Source organism: Breoghania corrubedonensis, assembly GCF_003053845.1.
GTDB lineage: Bacteria > Pseudomonadota > Alphaproteobacteria > Rhizobiales > Stappiaceae > Breoghania > Breoghania corrubedonensis.
The window spans coordinates 104877-121251 of record NZ_QAYG01000005.1 but is presented as its reverse complement, the minus strand read 5'-3'; the positions used below and the strand labels follow the sequence as shown (position 1 = coordinate 121251).

The window sequence follows — 16375 nt, the reverse complement described above, 5'->3', positions numbered from 1 at the left end:
CGGTTGGAACGGATTCTTATCTTATAGCCGATTCCGCTTTGCGATCCAAATGCGAAGCCTGCAAATTGGGCGCTATTTTCCCTTTTTTTTCATATTGTTATCAAGGGTCCGACAAGCTACGCACAACATTGTGGCGGCAAAGCGCCTGTGGCCGGCGGCGGGCGCGCCTGCTATGGAATCAAATTGCTCGCAACAGGGGCCCTTCATGCTTGCCGACTATCTGATCAATGCCTTCGCCACGCTGTTCGTGACTGTGGACCCGATCGGCCTTGCGCCGATGTTCCTGGCGGTCACAACCGGCACGTCGGGCGTGGCCCGGCGGGCAGTCGCCGTGCGGTCTGTCTCCATCGCCGCGGTGCTGCTGATGATCTTCCTGTTCGGCGGCAAGACGTTGCTGCACGTGCTCGGCATCTCGGTTCCCGCCTTCCAGGTTTCCGGCGGACTGCTGCTGTTCTACATCGCCTTCGAAATGATCTTCGCCCGCCGCCAGAAGCGCAAGAGCGACACCGCCGACAAGCTCGCGCATCCTGATGACGACAGCGACCAGTCGCACGATGTCGCGGTGTTCCCGCTGGCGATCCCGCTGATCGCCGGTCCGGCGTCGATCTCCGCGGTGATCCTGCTCGCCTCCCAGGCGAGCGACGGCATCGAGCTGACGGGGCTGATCATCGTCACGCTTGCCATCGTCGGCTCGTGTTTCGTGATCTTCCTGCTCGCCGACCGCATCGAGCGGCTGATGGGCGCGACCGTTCAGCTTGTCCTGACGCGCCTCCTCGGCGTGCTGCTGGCCGCGCTCAGCGTACAGTTCGTCGCCGATGGCGCGCGGGCGTTTTTTGCGGGGTAGAGCCTGCTCGGGCGCTCCGGCGAAACGCTAAGATACCGAAAAGCCGCAACGAGCCCCCCTCTCCCCCCTTGTGGGGGAGATGTCACGCGAATGCGTGACAGGGGGGGTAGCGCCGCTTGCTCCGAGCCTGCCGCTAGTACCCCCCTCTGCCCCTGACGGGGCATCTCCCCCACAAGGGGGGAGAGGGGCGCAAGCGGCGAGACCACGGCCTGTCGGTCGTCATCCCCCGGCGAAGTCCGGGGGATCCAGCACCTTCCGAGAATGCCGGAGCGACGCGTGTGCCTTTGACAGTTCCCAAAGCACCATTGGCATTCCCGCCCTTGTAGCCTGCCGTGCGGTTGCCCCCGCCTCTCGCTCAATTTTCTCCAGTGTCATCCCGGACGCGATGCGGCACGCCCGTGACGCTTCGCAGATCCGGGATCTGCCCTCATCCGTGCTGCGCGAGGTCCCGGGTCCGCACAGCAGCACTGCGTGCTGCAATGCGCCCGGGATGACGCCGGCGAGATTGCCGTTTCGCCAGCCCCCTACTCCCGCATCGGCTTGCCGTCGTCCCTCAGCACCACGTAGATCGCCGGGATCACCAGCACGGTCAGCAGCGTGGAGGACGCAAGGCCGAACAGCAGCGAGATGGCGAGCCCCTGGAAGATCGGATCCGTCAGGATCACCGCCGCGCCGATCATCGCGGCGAGCGCTGTCAGCAGGATCGGCTTGAAGCGGATCGAGCCCGCCTCCAGCAGCACGTCCTTCAGCGCGCGGTCTTCCGTCTTGGCGTGGCGGATGAAATCCACCAGCAGGATCGAGTTGCGCACGATGATGCCGGCCAGCGCGATAAAGCCGATCATCGAGGTGGCCGTGAACGGCGCGTGGAACAGCCAGTGACCGATCATGATGCCGATCAGCGTCAGCGGCACGGGCGTCAGGATGACGAGCGGCAGCTTGAACGAGCCGAACTGGCCGACGACGAGGAAGTAGATCCCCAGAAGCGCCACCATGAAGGCGGCCCCCATGTCGCGGAAGGTCACCCAGGTTACCTCCCATTCGCCGTCCCACAGCATCGCGACATTGGCATCCGACACGGGCTGGCCGTGCAGGATCACCTCCGGCTTGGGCAGATCGCCCCAGTCGGTCTCGTCGATCTTCTTCTGAACCGCCAGCATGCCGTAGATCGGCGCCTCGTATTCGCCCGCGAGGTCCGCCTGCACCATCTCCACCGACCGCAGGTTGTGGCGGTAGATCAGATAGGACGCCTTCTCCCTCTCGATCTTCAGCACGTCGCCCAGTTCCACCACGCCGCGCGCGCCGGGAAGCGCGTTGGCCGGCACCGGCGTCGCCAGCAGCCGTTCCGACAATGTGCGCTCGCTCTTTGGCAGGGCGATAGTGATTTCCACCGGCCGCCGGCCCTCGCCGCGGTGCGAATAGCCGACCGTGGTCGAGCCCAGCAGCGACTGGATGGCGTTGTAGACGTCGCTTTCCGAAACGCCGTGATATTCAAGGTTCTCCTGATCGATGGCGAAGCGCAGACGTTCCGTCGGTTGGCCGTGCGAATTGTCGACATCGACGATGAAAGGCACCGACTTGAAGATCTCCTCCAGCTTGTCGGCGACAGCGCGGCGCGTCTTCGGGTCGGGGCCATAGACCTCGGCCAGCAGCGTGGAGAGCACCGGCGGTCCCGGCGGCACCTCGACGACCTTGATCGACGTGCCCTCAGGCACGTTCAGCGCCTTCAGCCTTTCGCGGATTTCCAGCGCGACCGGGTGGCTTTCGCGGCTACGTTCGGATTTGGGCAGAAGGTTCACCTGAAGGTCGCCCAGCTCCTGCGATTCACGCAGGAAATAGTGGCGCACCAGCCCGTTGAAGTTGAAGGGTGCGGCCGTGCCCGCATGGCTCTGGATGGACGTGATCTCGGGGATATCCATCAGCAGCGAGGCGGCACGCTCCAGCGTGCGGTCGGTCTCCTCCAGCGAGGTGCCCTCCGGCAGATCGAGCATCACCTGCACCTCAGACTTGTTGTCGAAGGGCAGCAGCTTCACCGTCACGTCCTTGGTGTAGAACAGCACCATGGAGCCGAGCGTGGCCGCCCCGACAAGCAGCAGAAACACCCAGGCATGGCTCTTGGAGGCAAGCACGGGACGCGCGGCAATGCGATAGACGCGGCCGAGCAGACCGCCCGCGTGGGACGCATCGCCCGGCGTCTCGGGCGCATGATGCACCGGAGCCTTTCCGGCAAAGCGCAGCATCAGCCAGGGCGTCACCACCACCGCGACGAAGAACGAAAAGAGCATCGCGGCCGAGGCATTGGCCGGGATCGGGCTCATGTAGGGGCCCATCATGCCGGAGACGAACATCATCGGCAGAAGCGCCGCGATGACCGTCAGCGTGGCGATGATGGTCGGATTGCCGACCTCCGCCACCGCCTCGATCGCGGCCTGCATGCGCGTGCGCCCGTCCTTCATGGCCCAGTGGCGCGAGATGTTCTCGATCACCACGATCGCGTCATCCACCAGAATGCCGATGGAGAAGATCAGCGCGAACAGGCTCACCCGGTTGATCGTGTAGCCCATCATCTGGGCGGCAAACAGCGTCAGCAGGATCGTCGTGGGAATGACGATCGCCACCACCAGCCCCTCGCGCCAGCCAATGGCGATGCCGACCAGCAGCACGATGGAAAGCGTCGCCAGCCCCAGGTGGAACAACAGCTCGTTGGCCTTCTCGTTGGCCGTATCGCCGTAATCGCGGGTGATGCGAACGTCGATGGTATCGGGGATCAGCCGACCCTTCAGATCCTCGATGTGGTGGAGGATCTCCTCGGCGATGACGACGGCATTGGCGCCCGGCCGCTTGGCCACCGCCACCTCCACCGCCGGCAGACGCGTCACCTCACCCTTTTCCGTTCCCGCTTTCTGGCGCTCGATATTCCAGACGCGCGATTCGTCCTGCGACGGCCCGACGATCACGCGCGCCACGTCGCGGACATAGACGGGCCTGCCGTCGCGCGTGGTGAGAAGCAGCAGGCCGATATCGGGCACGCCCTCGAGTGTCTGTCCGGCGGCGACCGGCACCGAGCGGCCGTTTTCGCGCACGTAGCCCGCCATGAAGGAGCGGTTCGCCGCCTGAACCTTGCCGACGAGTTGGTCCAGCGTCACGCCGTAGAGCGACAGCTTTTCCGGGTCCGGCTCCACGCGGATCTGGTTCGCGGCCCCGCCCACCACGTAAGTCAGCCCGACATTGTCGAGCCGGGACAGCTCGATGCGCAATTCGTCGGCAAGATCGTAGAGCTCGTTGGGGCGCCAGCGGTCGGCGGCCTCGGGTTTCGGCGTCAGCGTGGCGACGACGATGGCAACGTCGTTGATGCCGCGCCCCACCACCAGCGGCTCGGGAATTCCGGTCGGAATGCGGTCCATGTTGGCGCGGATCTTCTCGTGAACCCTGAGGATCGCGTCATCCGCGTTGGTCCCCACATAGAAACGCGCGGTGACCATGACATGGTCGTCCACGGTTTGGCTGTAGACGTGTTCCACCCCATCGATGGCCTTGACGATGGTCTCCAGCGGCTCGGTGACGAGTTTGACCGCATCCGGCGCCTTCAGCCCGTCCGCCTGCACGATGATATCGACCATCGGCACGGAAATCTGCGGCTCCTCCTCGCGCGGCAGCGTGACGAGCGATATCGACCCCAGCACCAGCGCTGCAAAAAGCAGCAGTGGTGTCAGCGGGGAACCGATGAAGCCGCGGGTCAGGTTTCCCGAAAGCCCGAGCTTCATGGCATCACCAGTTCGTCGCCGGCCTTCAGTCCGGTCAGGATCTCCACGCCCGGTTCGCGCCCCATCTCCCCGGCGATTTCATGCCGCTCGCCAAGCTGGACGACGATGTCGAGCGGTTCGCTCCCCTCGCGCGCAAGGTGCACGAAATCGAGGCCGAAGCGGGTGGTGACGTATTTCAGCGGAATGATAATCGCCTGGCGCGTGCCGACCGAGATCAGCACCTGCGTGCGCTCGCCGACGAAGAAATCGCCGAGCCCCGGCACCCTGGCATCGGCGACCACGCGGCCTTGCGTGATCTCGGGATAGATCTTGACGATCTCGCCCGCCCGCGCGTTGCCGTCATCGCCCAGCTCATCCGCGCCGAGGCGGACCGGATCGCCCACCTTCATGAAGCGGGCGTGGCGTTCGGGTACCTCGATGCGCAGCAGGAACCCGTCCGCGGCGACCTTGGCGACCACCTCGCCGGCCATGATGACGGAGCCTTGCGTGACCGGAACCTCCAGCACGCGGCCCGTCGTCGGCGCCAGCACGTCGCCCTCCGCCTTCTGCTGCTCGATGACGGCACGGTCGGCCTCGTTGGCCTTCAGCGTGTTCTCGGCCACGGTCAGCGCGGTCTGAAGCTGGTCGATATTCGATTTGGAGACGGTGCCGCGCTTGAACAGCTCCTCGGCGCGCTGGTAGTCGAGCTGCGCCTTGGTGACCTGCGAGCGCGCGGCCTCGATCTTGGCTTCCAGCGCCCGGGCCTGAAGCGACAACTTCTCGTCGATCACATGGGCGACGACCTCGCCCTTTTGCACAAAGCTGCCCTCATCGACGGAAAGCGCCTCCAGCGTCCCGGAAATCCGGGCGCGGGCCGGCACCTCGACGGTGGCCTCGACCGTGCCATAGACACGCTTGATGTCCTCGACCTCGCTGGATCGCACGGTAAAGGCTTGCGCGAGCGCTGCCGCCGGCAGAAGCGCGAGGCAGGCGGCGAGCGCCAGCGTGCGGAAAGGACCCGACGCACCGCGGCGCCGACCCCGCATCACGCCGCGGGCTTCGCGTTTCTGCTCGGCCGACCCATCCGGCCCAGTCCTCGCTGGAGAGGCATGGGAAACCATTCTGTCACCCCGTACATTAGTATATTCGAATATAAATATATTAGGAAATGAGCCGGATTCATACCCCTTCTTTTTATTCCATTCGCCCCCCGGCGGAATTGATCATTCGCAGCGGATGGAAGCGGAAAAGGTGGCTGCGCTCTGCTTCATTCACCAAATCCCTTCAGTGTCAACAACTCTGTTTCGTGACCTCCGGAGACGGCAATCGACGGCGGCCGAACATCTGCGATGTCATCCCGGCCGCAGCGAAGCGGAGAGCCGGGACCCAGTAACCGTTGCCGCTCAAGGCTCCCGCCGCGAAGGCGCCACATGGCGACCGGACCCAATATGAGGCTTCGCGTTTACTGGGTCCCGGGTCTCGCAATGCTCGCCCGGGATGACATCGAGAGGGTGAAAGCGCCCGAGGGTCGTTCCTTCTCGCCCTGCACTCCCTCCAGCGTCATCCCGGACGCGTTGCGGCGCGAAGTGCCGCTTCGCAGAACCGGGATCTCTTGGAGCCAGCCGATCGAGATCCCGGGTCTGCACGGCAGCACTGACGTGCAGACCCGGGATGACACGCGGAGAGAGCGGACGAGGAAGAACGCCACTCCGGCCGATCCTTCCGCTTGTCACTCCCGCGAAGGCGGGAATCCAGCATTCCAGAGACCCACGCGGTTCCTTCGCGCGTCCGGCCCCCATCCCCCATGGAACGCTCCCGCCGGACAATCGTTGTCAACGCGTCGTTTCCATCCCGCCGTTCCCGGCTATAGTTGCCGCCGAACGTCGCACCGGCGTTCCGGCTCCCCCTGCGCGATGTCCCCGAAAGGCGTTTCCAAATGGCCCATGGCTCGAAAAAGGTGATCTATGCGGCGCTCGCCGGCAACACGCTGATCTCCATCACCAAGTTCGCGGCCGCGATCTATACCGGTTCCTCCGCCATGCTGTCGGAGGGCATCCACTCGCTGGTGGATACCGGCAACCAGGGCCTGCTGCTCTACGGCATGAAGCGCGCCTCGCGAAAGGCCGACAGCGAGCATCCGTTCGGCTATGGCGTGGAACTCTATTTCTGGGCCTTTGTCGTCGCCATCCTGATTTTCGCGGTCGGTGCGGGCGTCTCCATCTACGAAGGAATACAGAAGCTGCTGGAACCCCACCCGGTCAGCAATCCGCTCGTCAACTTCGTCGTCCTCGGCCTCGCCTTCGTCTTCGAGGCCGCCGCATGGTGGATCGCGCTCAGGGAATTCACCCGCGCCAAGGGACGACGCAGCTATATCGCCGCCGTGCGCCAGTCGAAGGACCCCACCGTCTTCACCGTGCTGTTCGAGGACAGCGCCGCGATGCTCGGCCTCATCATCGCCTTCGCCGGTCTGGTCGCGGCGGAGATGACCGGTATCGAATGGTTCGACGGCGCGGCCTCGGTCGCCATCGGCGTCGTGCTGGCGGGAACGGCGGTCCTGCTCGCCTTTGAGACCAAGGGTCTGCTGATCGGTGAGGCGGCGGCGCCCGAACTCATCTCGACCGTGGAGCAGATGGTGGCGCGCAACGAGGCGGTCACAGGCCTCAACGAGCTGCGCACCATGCATCTGGGCCCGCATGACGTGCTGATGGCGATTTCACTCGATTTCAACGATGCGTTGAGCGCGGCGGAAGTGGAGGAAGCGACCTCCGACCTGGAGGCCGAGATCAAGAGCCATTATCGCGACGTCAGCCGCGTCTTCATCGAGGCGCAGAGCCGGCGCCGCCACCGCGAGGCGCTGGAGCGCGATGCCCAAAGAGACGCGGAGACCGGGACGGCGTGACGAAAACGCGGGGAAGACGCTCCGCCTCAAGCCACGTCGAGCCTGCGAAACCCGTTGTAGAGCGCCAACGGTACGCCGTCGCGCAACAACTCCGCATAGCGCCGTTTCTGATAGAGGCCATTCAGCGAGACACGCGGCAACGCCGTCAGGTGTGTGCGGTGGGCGGGGAAGATCTGGCCGGGGCGGGTCGTTACCGCGAGCTTGAAGCCGAGTTCGGCGGCGAGCGCGAAATCGCGCGGACCGGCGGCCAGCTTGCCGCCATAGGGATAGGCGAAGAATTCCGGCCGCTTTCCCAGTTCCGCCTCGTGACGCTCCATGTCACGCACGATCTGGTCGCGCGCCTCCGCCTCGCTCATCCGCGCCACCGCGTGATGGCCGACGGTGTGCGCGCCGATCGTGGCGAGCGGTTCGGCGGCGAGACGGCGCAGACCGTCCCAATCCATGGCGAGCGAACGGCAAAGCGCGGCCATGTCGAGACCCGCCCAATCGGCCAGCGCCCGGATCGCGCGGCGCTGCGCGTGTTCGTCGAGGCCCGCTCCGATCCAGCCGCACAGCCGCTCGTAGGCCGCGTTCTTCTGCGCTGTGGTGCCGGCCGGCACGGTTTCCCTCATGCCCTCGAAATCGATCCGTATTTGCGAGTTTTCCGCGATGATGCGTTCCAGCGCCAGCCACCACAGTTCGCAGGTCGCGTCGGCGATGCCGCTCGATGCGAAGACCGTGAAGGGCACCGCGTGGCGCCGGAACACCCCTAGTGCGATGTCCAGATTATCCTGATAGCCATCATCGAGCGTCATGACCGCGAACCGGTTCGCGAATTCACCCGCCACCAGCCGGCGATGCGCCTCGGCGATGGAGACGAACTCGATGCCGGCGGCCCGGGTGTCGAGGATGACGGTTTCGAGAAATTCCGGCGTCACCTCCAGAAAGGCATTGGGCTGGAATTCGTCGTCGCGCGCGCCCACCACCCGGTGCAGCATGTAGACAAGCCCCCGCCCGCGCGTGAGCGGCGCCAGAACCCGTTGCGCTCCGGTCAGATGGAGCGCGTCCATTACCGTTCGATAGCCCAGCGTCTTCCAGAAATTGGTCACCGTAAAATCCCGACAGACAGCCCCGAAATATGTCTGATCGTAACCACCCTTTCTTTAGAACTCCTTGCTAGAGCATATTCCGACCGGATCGAATCGATCGGGTCGATAAGAATATGCTCCAGCAAGCTATCTGGAGCGGTTTCTTGTCGATCAAACGCGTCCGTTTGATCGGAAAGCGCTCTAGGAGTACCGAGTGAAGCGGGTCAGGGAGTTTTCGCATGCCTGTGGCAACGGCGGAGCCGCGCGCAGCTGATAAAATGACCGACGCAGGTCACTCGGCCGCGCTCGATCTTCGGATCCATGACAGTTTCGACGAGATTCGCCCCCTGTGGCGGGCTTTTGAACGCGATGCCGTCATGTCCGTCTATCAGGGTCTGCGCTGGCTTGAGCTGTGGCACAGCCATGTCGGCGGAGCGACGCTTGACCGGCTGGCTCTGGTCGTCGGCGAGCGCGACGGCAGACCTGTCTTCATCTGGCCGCTCGGCATCTGGCGCGCCGGACCGCTGAAGATCGCGCGCTGGCTCGGCGGCAAGTTCAACAACTACAATCTCGGCCTGTGGTGCCCCTCGGAGATCGCCGCGATCACCGAAGAGGAGATGCGCCGCGCACTCGGCGACATCGCGCGCAAGGCCGGTATCGACAGCTTCGAACTCGCCAACCAGCCCAAAACCTGGGAAGGGTTCGACAACCCCTTCGCGATGATCTGCGAGCAGCAGAGCCCGAGCAATTCCTTCGTCATGGACCTGGAGCCCGATTTCGACGCCCTCTACGCGCGCCGGCGCTCCAGCCGCAGCCGCCGCACCCAGCGTCGCAAACGCGAGACGATGGCCGAGGCCGGCGAAATCCGCCTCCTTCACGCCCGCGACGAGGCGACGGTTCTCAAGATCGTCGATGCGCTGGTCGAGCAACGCAACGCGCGCGCCGCCGAGGCCGGCATTCCCAGCATCTTTGCCGAAAAGGGCGCGCAGGCGATGACCCGCGAGATCCTTCTCGACGGTCTTTCATCTCCGACAACCGGGCCCATCATGGAAGCGCATGCGCTGGAGGTTGGCGGCATCATCCGCGCGACCTATGTCGGCGGCGTCCATCGCGGACGGTATTCGTGCTTCCTCAACTCCTTCCGCGAGGACGATCTGACCGCCACCAGCCCCGGCGACCAGCTGCTTCTCGACGTGGTGGAATATTGTTGCCAGAGCGGCATGACGCAGCTCGATCTCGGCATCGGCGAGGCCCGCTACAAGAGCGCCTGGTGCGAGCCGGATCCGCTTTTCGACAGTTTCATCGCCATGTCGGCGGCCGGTCGCCTGCATGCCGGGTTCTACGAGCTTCGCCAGTCGGTCAAACGTGCGATCAAGGCGAATCCGGTGCTGTGGAACGCCGTCAAGAAGGCCCGCCAGTTGCGCAGCCGCGCGCATTTCTAGAAGCGCGCCTTCCGCTTCAAGCTTCCATCAGCACTCCGCCGGTCATTGGCGAAGGCGCGCCCGTCGTTCCGGGAAAGGTCAGGGGCAGGCCCTTGAGACTGCGTACGGCGAGATAGGCGAAGGCCTGCGCCTCCACGAAATCCGCCGCCCAGCCGACCGCATCGGCGGTGCGCACATCGATGCCGCTTCGCCTGGACAGATGGTCGAGCAGTGTCGGGTTACGCGCCCCGCCCCCCACGACGACGATCAGCTCCGGCGATCGCGGCAGCAGCGCCAGCCCCCGCGCGATCGTTTCCGCCGTGAACGCGGCGAGCGTCGCCAGCCCGTCTTCGGTCGATAGCAGGTCGAGGCCCTCGCAGGCGAAGGCGTCGCGGTCGAGCGATTTCGGTGGGCGGCGGGAGAAATAGGGATTGTCGAGCCAGCGCGAAAGCAACGCCTCATCCACCCGGCCCTTCGCGGCCAGCGCGCCGCCCGAATCCATCGCGGCACCGGTACGCCGTGCGATGAAATCGTCCATCAGCGCATTGCCGGGTCCGGTGTCGAAGGCGATCAGATCGTTCTCTCCCGCCCCGATCCACGTCGCGTTCGCGACCCCGCCGATATTGACGATCGCCACCGGCCGGGAAAGCTCAGCGCTTGCGACAAGCGCGCGGTGATAGACCGGTACCAGAGGCGCTCCCTCGCCTCCCGCCTCCACGTCCGCCACCCGCATGTCGGTAACCACATCGATACCCAGCGCCCGCGCCAGCGCCCTGGCATCGCCGATCTGCACCGTCAGGCGTCGCTCGGGCGCATGGAAGAGCGTCTGGCCGTGGAAGCCGATCACATCGATCTCCTGCGGCGCAAGGCCGCTCTCGTCGAGGAATGTGCGAACCAGATCCTCATGCGCGCGGGTAATCGCGGCTTCGGCCGCGGCCATCGCAGGCGTTCTCTCCGCACGGTGGCCCACGACACGCGCCTCCTCGAGGCTTTTGCGGATGAGCGCGCGCTCTTCCTCGCGATAGGGGCGGAATGCGGTTTTCCCGGCCGTCACGAGGCCCTCTCCATCGGTCTCCATGACGGCCAGATCGATGCCGTCCATGGACGTGCCGCTCATCATGCCGAGCGCGCGGTAAGTTCCAGACATGGATGCCACCTTTTTTGGCCGTGAAATTGGCCGCGATTTCCGCTATGACCCAGCGCGCACCCGCCGGAGGGTGCCATTTCAATCAAGGAAAAACGCTATGACCGTCTACAAATCGGATTTCATGAGGACCCTATCCGAGCGGGGCTTCATCTACCAGTGCTCCGACACGGATGCGCTGGACAGGCTTTTCCTGTCCGAGACGGTCACCGCCTATATCGGCTTCGACTGCACGGCGAAAAGCCTGCATGTCGGCTCGCTGGTGCAGATCATGATGCTGCACTGGCTGCAGGAAACCGGCCACCGCCCCCTCGCGCTGATGGGCGGAGGCACGACCCGGATCGGCGACCCGACCGGCAAGGACGAGGCGCGCAAGATCCTCACGGATGAGGAGATCGAGGAGAACAAGGCCGGCATCCGCAAGGTCTTCGACCGCTTCCTCACCTTCGGCGATGGCCCGAAGGACGCTATCATGGCCGACAACGCCGACTGGCTGATGGGGCTCCGCTACATCGATTTCCTGCGTGAGATCGGCCGCTTCGTCTCGGTCAACCAGATGCTCCAGCGCGACAGCGTGAAACTGCGGCTGGAGCGCGAGCAGCACCTGTCGCTGCTGGAATTCAACTACATGGTGCTGCAGGCCTACGACTACGTCGAACTGACGCGCCGCTACGGCTGCCGGTTGCAGATGGGCGGTTCGGATCAGTGGGGCAACATCCTGTCCGGCGTCGACCTCGGCCGCCGGCTGACGGAGACCGAGCTGTTCGCGCTGACCACGCCTCTTCTGACCACGTCGTCGGGCGCGAAGATGGGCAAGACGGCGGACGGCGCGGTCTGGCTCAACGCGGACATGCGTTCGCCCTACGACTACTGGCAGTTCTGGCGCAACACAGAGGATGCAGATGTCGGCCGCTTCCTGAAGCTCTTCACCAAGCTTCCGCTCGACGAAATCGCCAGGCTGGAGGCGCTTGAGGGCGCGGAACTCAACGAGGCCAAGAAGATCCTGGCCAACGAGGCGACCCGGCTGATGCACGGCGACGAGGCGGCGGCGGAAGCGGCGGAAACCGCGCGCAAGACCTTCGAGGAAGGCGCACTCGCCCAGTCGCTTCCCTCGATCGAGGTGCCGCAAACCGATCTGGAGGCCGGCATCGGCCTTCTGGCGGCTTATGTGCAGGCGGGACTGTGCGCGTCCAACGGCGATGTCCGGCGCAACGTCAAGGGCGGTGCGGTGCGTATCAACGACGAGACGGTGACCGACGAGCGCCGCACGCTCACCGCCGCCGACCTGACCTCCGACGGCGTGATCAAGCTCTCGCTCGGCAAGAAGAAGCACATCCTGCTGCGCCCGGTGTGAGGCGCATGCCTGCGAGATAAGACGGCGTGATCCGCCGACCGTCCGAAATGAACCGAAAGCCGCCGGCACTTGTGACCGGCGGCTTTTTCCTGAATGCGCCGACGATCACCCCCGGCAATTGCCCCTCCTGCGGGGTTCGAAGGCCGCCTTCCCGCTTATCCATCGCCCGCGCTCCTTCTCTGACGCGCCCGCCCCATTGGCGTCTTCCGGGGCTCGTGGCCTATACGTGGCCCCCGCGTCAGGGGCCTTTGCCTGCACCTCCCGCGCCGGTTTGCGGATTTTCGAAAACAGGGGTGCTGCCAGCGAAGAGACCGGGGGGGCGGAGAGGAAGGCGCGAGCGGGTGCCGTCAGCGGGAACCGTCGATCGCATCGTCCGCGGTCCGGACACGCATCCCGCACGCCCCTTCTCTACTCGAAGATCTTCCTGAAGATGCCCGGCGCGATGGCGGACATCGGATTGACCGAGACGACCGGCGTGTCCAGGCTTCCGGTCACACGGAAGTTGACGCCCAGCAGACCGCCGTTGCGACCGCCCACAAGCTGGCCCAGAACCGGAATCTGGCCGAACAGGTTGTTGACCGCGTAGGCAGGCACGAAGGTGCCCTTCAGGTTCACCTGCTGCGAGGCGAGATTGATGGTGCCGTCGATCGCCCCGCCAAGCACCGAGCCGCGCAGGGCGCCGGAATCGATCGTCAGCAGGTCGCCGACCTTGTGGAAACGGACGTCGAGCTTCTGGAACGACATCTCGCCACGCGACAGCACGCGCCGGCGTGCGATCGGCCTGGAATCGGCGCCGATCAGGCCGGGATCGGCGCTGACGATCTTCTTCAGTGCCGGGTCGTCGGTGATCGCCAGATCCGAAACCATCAGCCGGCCCGTTGCACGTCCCGGCGCGGGCAGCGACGCGGTGATCGTCGCCTTGCCGCCCAGCAGCCTTTCGTAGAAGTCGGCAAACCGGAAAAATCCACCCGCATCATCCGTATCGACGCGCAATTGCCGCTGCGCTCCATCGCCGGAAAGCGCAGCGGTGAGATCGCTGCGCGCGTTGATCAGTCCGCTGGCCTCCAGATCCTTGATCGTCCCGCCGGCTGCGGAGAGATCGAGCGAGAAGCTGGTGATCATCGTATCGTTGAAACCGATCAGCCGGTCCGCCTTCATCTTGAAGGTCAGCGCCCGGCCCTGCGGATCGTCCGCCTCATCGCCGCCACTGCCGGAGCGCCGCATCATGGCGATGACGCCGCGTCCGTCAAAGCTCGTGGCATTGAGTTCGACCTCATAACCGGATTTGGCGCGGGTGATCGAAAGCGTGCCGGAATCCGACTTGCGCAGCGAGAACTTGTTGAAATCGGCATCCAGCAGCTGCCCGTCCTTGCCGATCCGCAAGCTGCCTTGCACATCCACCCCGTCCGAGGTCAGATGGAAGTTGTCGACGATCTGGACGCCATTGCTTTCATGCACGGTGAAGCGGGCCTTGGCCGGCACGCCGGCGCCCTTGGTCCAGCCGATCTCGGCAAGGCGCAACTGGCTCTGGGTCAGATCCGCGACGACCGTGCGATGGCCGTCTTCCGACGTCTGTACGGTCAGACGCAACTTGCCGTCGATGATCCCGCCCAGATCGACACCGCGCTCGCTCAGATCGCCGGCGTCGAAATCGAGAACCACGCCCTGGTCGCGCTCGCCCGTGGCGCCTTGCAGCGGCTGGTTGAGATTGATCTCCACCGGCAGCCCGTTCAGGAGACCGCGTCCCCGGGCCTGGGCGGCGGCGGCATTGGCCGTCACCTGAAGATCGGCGTTCTTGATGATCTGACCGCCGATCGGCTCATCGCTGGAAAAATCATCGAGCTTCGCGGCGACCGTCCAGGAGACCTCCCGTTGCAGGACAGTATCTTCCTTGCGGCGAATCGGGAACGAGGCCGAGACCGTCACATCGGCCTGGCCGGACATGCCGTCGGGGCTGATATCGAGCCGCTCCCGACCATTGACCGGGTCCTGTTCGGCAATGCGCGCGATATCGGACGCGGCCCCTTTCAGGGTCAATTCCAGCTGACCGGTCTTTTCGTCGGGGCGCAGGTCGGGAATCGAGAACACGCCCTTGGCGACTTCCACCTGACCACCGCCGGGAGCGACGGTCTTCGCCTTCTCAACGTTCAGGGCGAAGCCGCCGCCACGGATGGTTCCGGTCGCCTTCATGTCGGTGAGGTCCGGCAGGTCGCCAATCGTCCTGATCTTTCCCCCCGAGAGCGAGAAGTCGAGACGCAGGCCGTCCTCCGTCCAGCCGACGGTCGCGGGATCGCCATCAAAACCGAGCGGATCTAAAGCGATGATGAAGCGCGCGTCCTTGAACTTGCCGGAAACCGCATGCTTGATGAACCAGTCGCGCGCTTCGGGCACGGTCATCGCCGGCCACAGCCGCTTGAGGCTCGCGACCGTCAGTTCCTGCGATGAGATGGCGAGTGCCGCGAGCGGGCCATCGGGACCGAACTCCACGCTTCCCGCCGCCGTCACGCTGAGGTTGCCGGCGCGCAGGTTGAAGGTATCGATGTCGAACAACATGCGCGCGGGATCGAAACTGCCGAAAAGCAGGCCCCGGTCGAGCGTCAGCGGCGGCCCGGCGACATCGCGCGGTTTCAGCCGCGCCTGCGGCACCTCGATGGCGAACTGCCAGTTGTCGCGTTTCGCATCGGGCGGCCGGATCTCGCCGTGGAACACGATCCGGGTATCGCCAAAGGCGGCGAAGGAGGGCTCCAGCACGATCTGCTGGCGTTCCGGCGTCCAGGACAGCGCCAGCAGCATCTCGTCGATCAGGATCGCGTCGTCGTCCTGCAGACGAATGTAGCCCGCACCGACGCCAAGGCGCATCTCGCCGCGCGTGAGATTGCCGTCCGCGTCCAGATGGAACCGCGCCTGGGGAAACAGCGGCAACCCGAGCCCGCGCCCGGCGCGCACGGGATAGTCCGCCGGCAGCAGGTCAGCCAATGTGACGTCGGCGCCGGCCACGGAAAACCAGCGGCCGCCATCCTTGTTGTCGGCTCCGCTCCGGAAGCGCAGGTTCCAGCGCCCGGCCCGGCCGGCGACAGAGGCGTCGATATCCATCTGCTCGCCGCTCTTGTCGGGCGCGATGCGGATGTCGATCGTGCGGAAGCGGCGATCGAGCGGTCCGGCAAGCTCCAGCTCGGCGTCGTCCACCTCGACGCTTTCGATGCCGAAAGTCGCGAAATCGGCCACCGCCGCGCCGATCGTGGCATCGACCTCCCTGGCGAGATCGGCGGCGGAGGGAAAGGCGGACGTCGCGTTCGCTTCGCGATCGATCACCACCGCCGGGCGCACGAGCTTCACGCGCCCGACACCGAAATCGCCGAGCAACAGCCCGGAAAGCACCTTTTCAACACGGACTTCCGGAATTTCGGCCGAAACCGAACCGTCCTTCGTTTCAACGGTCAGGTCGAGAAGCGTCAGCGGCGCTGCCGCCTTGCCCGAAAAGTCGATCCGCACGGCATCGAGCGAGATGTCGGCGCCACGGCTGCGTTCGACCAGATACGAAGACGCAAGCCGGCCAAGCCAGACGCTGTCATAGGGGGCGGATGCGAGGCGCGCGCCAACAACGAGGAAAAAGGCCAACAGCACGAACGCGACGAGCGTGCGCACGCGCAAGAACCAACGCCGTCGCGGCGGCGTGCCGGTCGCGTCGCTCGCAGCCGCGTTCGCGGGTCGGTCGTACCGACGAAATCGTGGCCATCTCACAGGCGCTCTTTCCCCTTGATCCGGCAGTGCGGGCCTGTACCTTCGACCCGCTAGACCAATCACTTTGCGGCCACACTTCCGGCCGCGATGCGGACCGGCTCCTCCAGCCATTTAAAAGCCCCGATAGGCTTAATCTTCTGACATGGTTCTTGGCCGGGCGCACCT

9 protein-coding genes are annotated in these 16375 nt (G+C 65.1%); 4 read left to right on the top strand and 5 right to left on the bottom strand.

The genetic code is table 11. From position 1 onward, the window contains the following. Positions 1–205: 205 nt before the first annotated feature. On the top strand, positions 206–844 hold the full coding sequence (locus C8N35_RS14355) for a MarC family protein (RefSeq protein ID WP_107990394.1): 639 nt from the start codon (positions 206–208) through the stop codon (positions 842–844). A 524-nt stretch (positions 845–1368) separates the two neighbouring features. On the opposite strand, the gene C8N35_RS14350 is transcribed toward C8N35_RS14355, so the two are convergent. Both C8N35_RS14350 and C8N35_RS14345 read right to left on the bottom strand, forming a co-directional pair. Next, entirely contained in the window at positions 1369–4605 is a 3237-nt protein-coding gene (locus tag C8N35_RS14350) for an efflux RND transporter permease subunit (protein WP_107990393.1), read from the bottom strand. Next, positions 4602–5630, bottom strand: a complete 1029-nt coding sequence (locus C8N35_RS14345; RefSeq protein ID WP_107990392.1) for an efflux RND transporter periplasmic adaptor subunit — start codon at positions 5628–5630, stop codon at positions 4602–4604. The genes C8N35_RS14350 and C8N35_RS14345 overlap by 4 nt, the downstream gene beginning before the upstream one ends. A gap of 890 nt (positions 5631–6520) precedes the next feature. On the opposite strand from C8N35_RS14345, the gene C8N35_RS14340 reads away from it, so the two are divergent. Further along, positions 6521–7483: a cation diffusion facilitator family transporter gene (locus C8N35_RS14340; RefSeq protein ID WP_107990391.1), complete on the top strand. Its 963-nt coding sequence runs from the start codon at positions 6521–6523 to the stop codon at positions 7481–7483. Positions 7484–7509: 26 nt separating this feature from the next. Here the strand turns inward: C8N35_RS14340 and C8N35_RS14335 are convergent, their stop codons facing one another. Further along, positions 7510–8571, bottom strand: coding sequence for a polysaccharide deacetylase family protein (locus C8N35_RS14335; protein ID WP_146177411.1), 1062 nt, complete (start codon positions 8569–8571; stop codon positions 7510–7512). 257 nt (positions 8572–8828) lie between these two features. Here C8N35_RS14335 and C8N35_RS14330 point away from each other — a divergent pair, with 257 nt between their 5' ends. Further along, complete coding sequence (locus C8N35_RS14330; protein ID WP_170122111.1) at positions 8829–9992, top strand: GNAT family N-acetyltransferase; 1164 nt, start codon at positions 8829–8831, stop codon at positions 9990–9992. Between the two features lie 16 nt (positions 9993–10008). Here the strand turns inward: C8N35_RS14330 and C8N35_RS14325 are convergent, their stop codons facing one another. Beyond that, positions 10009–11118, bottom strand: coding sequence for an anhydro-N-acetylmuramic acid kinase (locus C8N35_RS14325; protein ID WP_107990565.1), 1110 nt, complete (start codon positions 11116–11118; stop codon positions 10009–10011). Positions 11119–11215: 97 nt separating this feature from the next. Between C8N35_RS14325 and tyrS the strand changes: the two genes are divergently transcribed. Then, on the top strand, positions 11216–12469 hold the full coding sequence (tyrS, locus tag C8N35_RS14320) for a tyrosine--tRNA ligase (RefSeq protein ID WP_107990388.1): 1254 nt from the start codon (positions 11216–11218) through the stop codon (positions 12467–12469). Positions 12470–12877: 408 nt separating this feature from the next. On the opposite strand, the gene C8N35_RS14315 is transcribed toward tyrS, so the two are convergent. Next, a complete protein-coding gene (locus tag C8N35_RS14315; protein WP_170122110.1) occupies positions 12878–16120 on the bottom strand; it encodes a YhdP family protein in 3243 nt (1080 codons plus the stop codon). Positions 16121–16375 lie beyond the last annotated feature (255 nt).

Excerpts from the sequence above, each read along its gene's own strand:
- C8N35_RS14355 (WP_107990394.1), top strand. The coding sequence starts at position 206 with ATGCTTGCCGACTATCTGATCAATGCCTTCGCCACGCTGTTCGTGACT.
- C8N35_RS14350 (WP_107990393.1), bottom strand. The coding sequence starts at position 4,605 with ATGAAGCTCGGGCTTTCGGGAAACCTGACCCGCGGCTTCATCGGTTCC.
- C8N35_RS14345 (WP_107990392.1), bottom strand. The coding sequence starts at position 5,630 with ATGCGGGGTCGGCGCCGCGGTGCGTCGGGTCCTTTCCGCACGCTGGCG.
- C8N35_RS14340 (WP_107990391.1), top strand. The coding sequence starts at position 6,521 with ATGGCCCATGGCTCGAAAAAGGTGATCTATGCGGCGCTCGCCGGCAAC.
- C8N35_RS14330 (WP_170122111.1), top strand. The coding sequence starts at position 8,829 with ATGACCGACGCAGGTCACTCGGCCGCGCTCGATCTTCGGATCCATGAC.
- C8N35_RS14325 (WP_107990565.1), bottom strand. The coding sequence starts at position 11,118 with ATGTCTGGAACTTACCGCGCGCTCGGCATGATGAGCGGCACGTCCATG.
- tyrS (WP_107990388.1), top strand. The coding sequence starts at position 11,216 with ATGACCGTCTACAAATCGGATTTCATGAGGACCCTATCCGAGCGGGGC.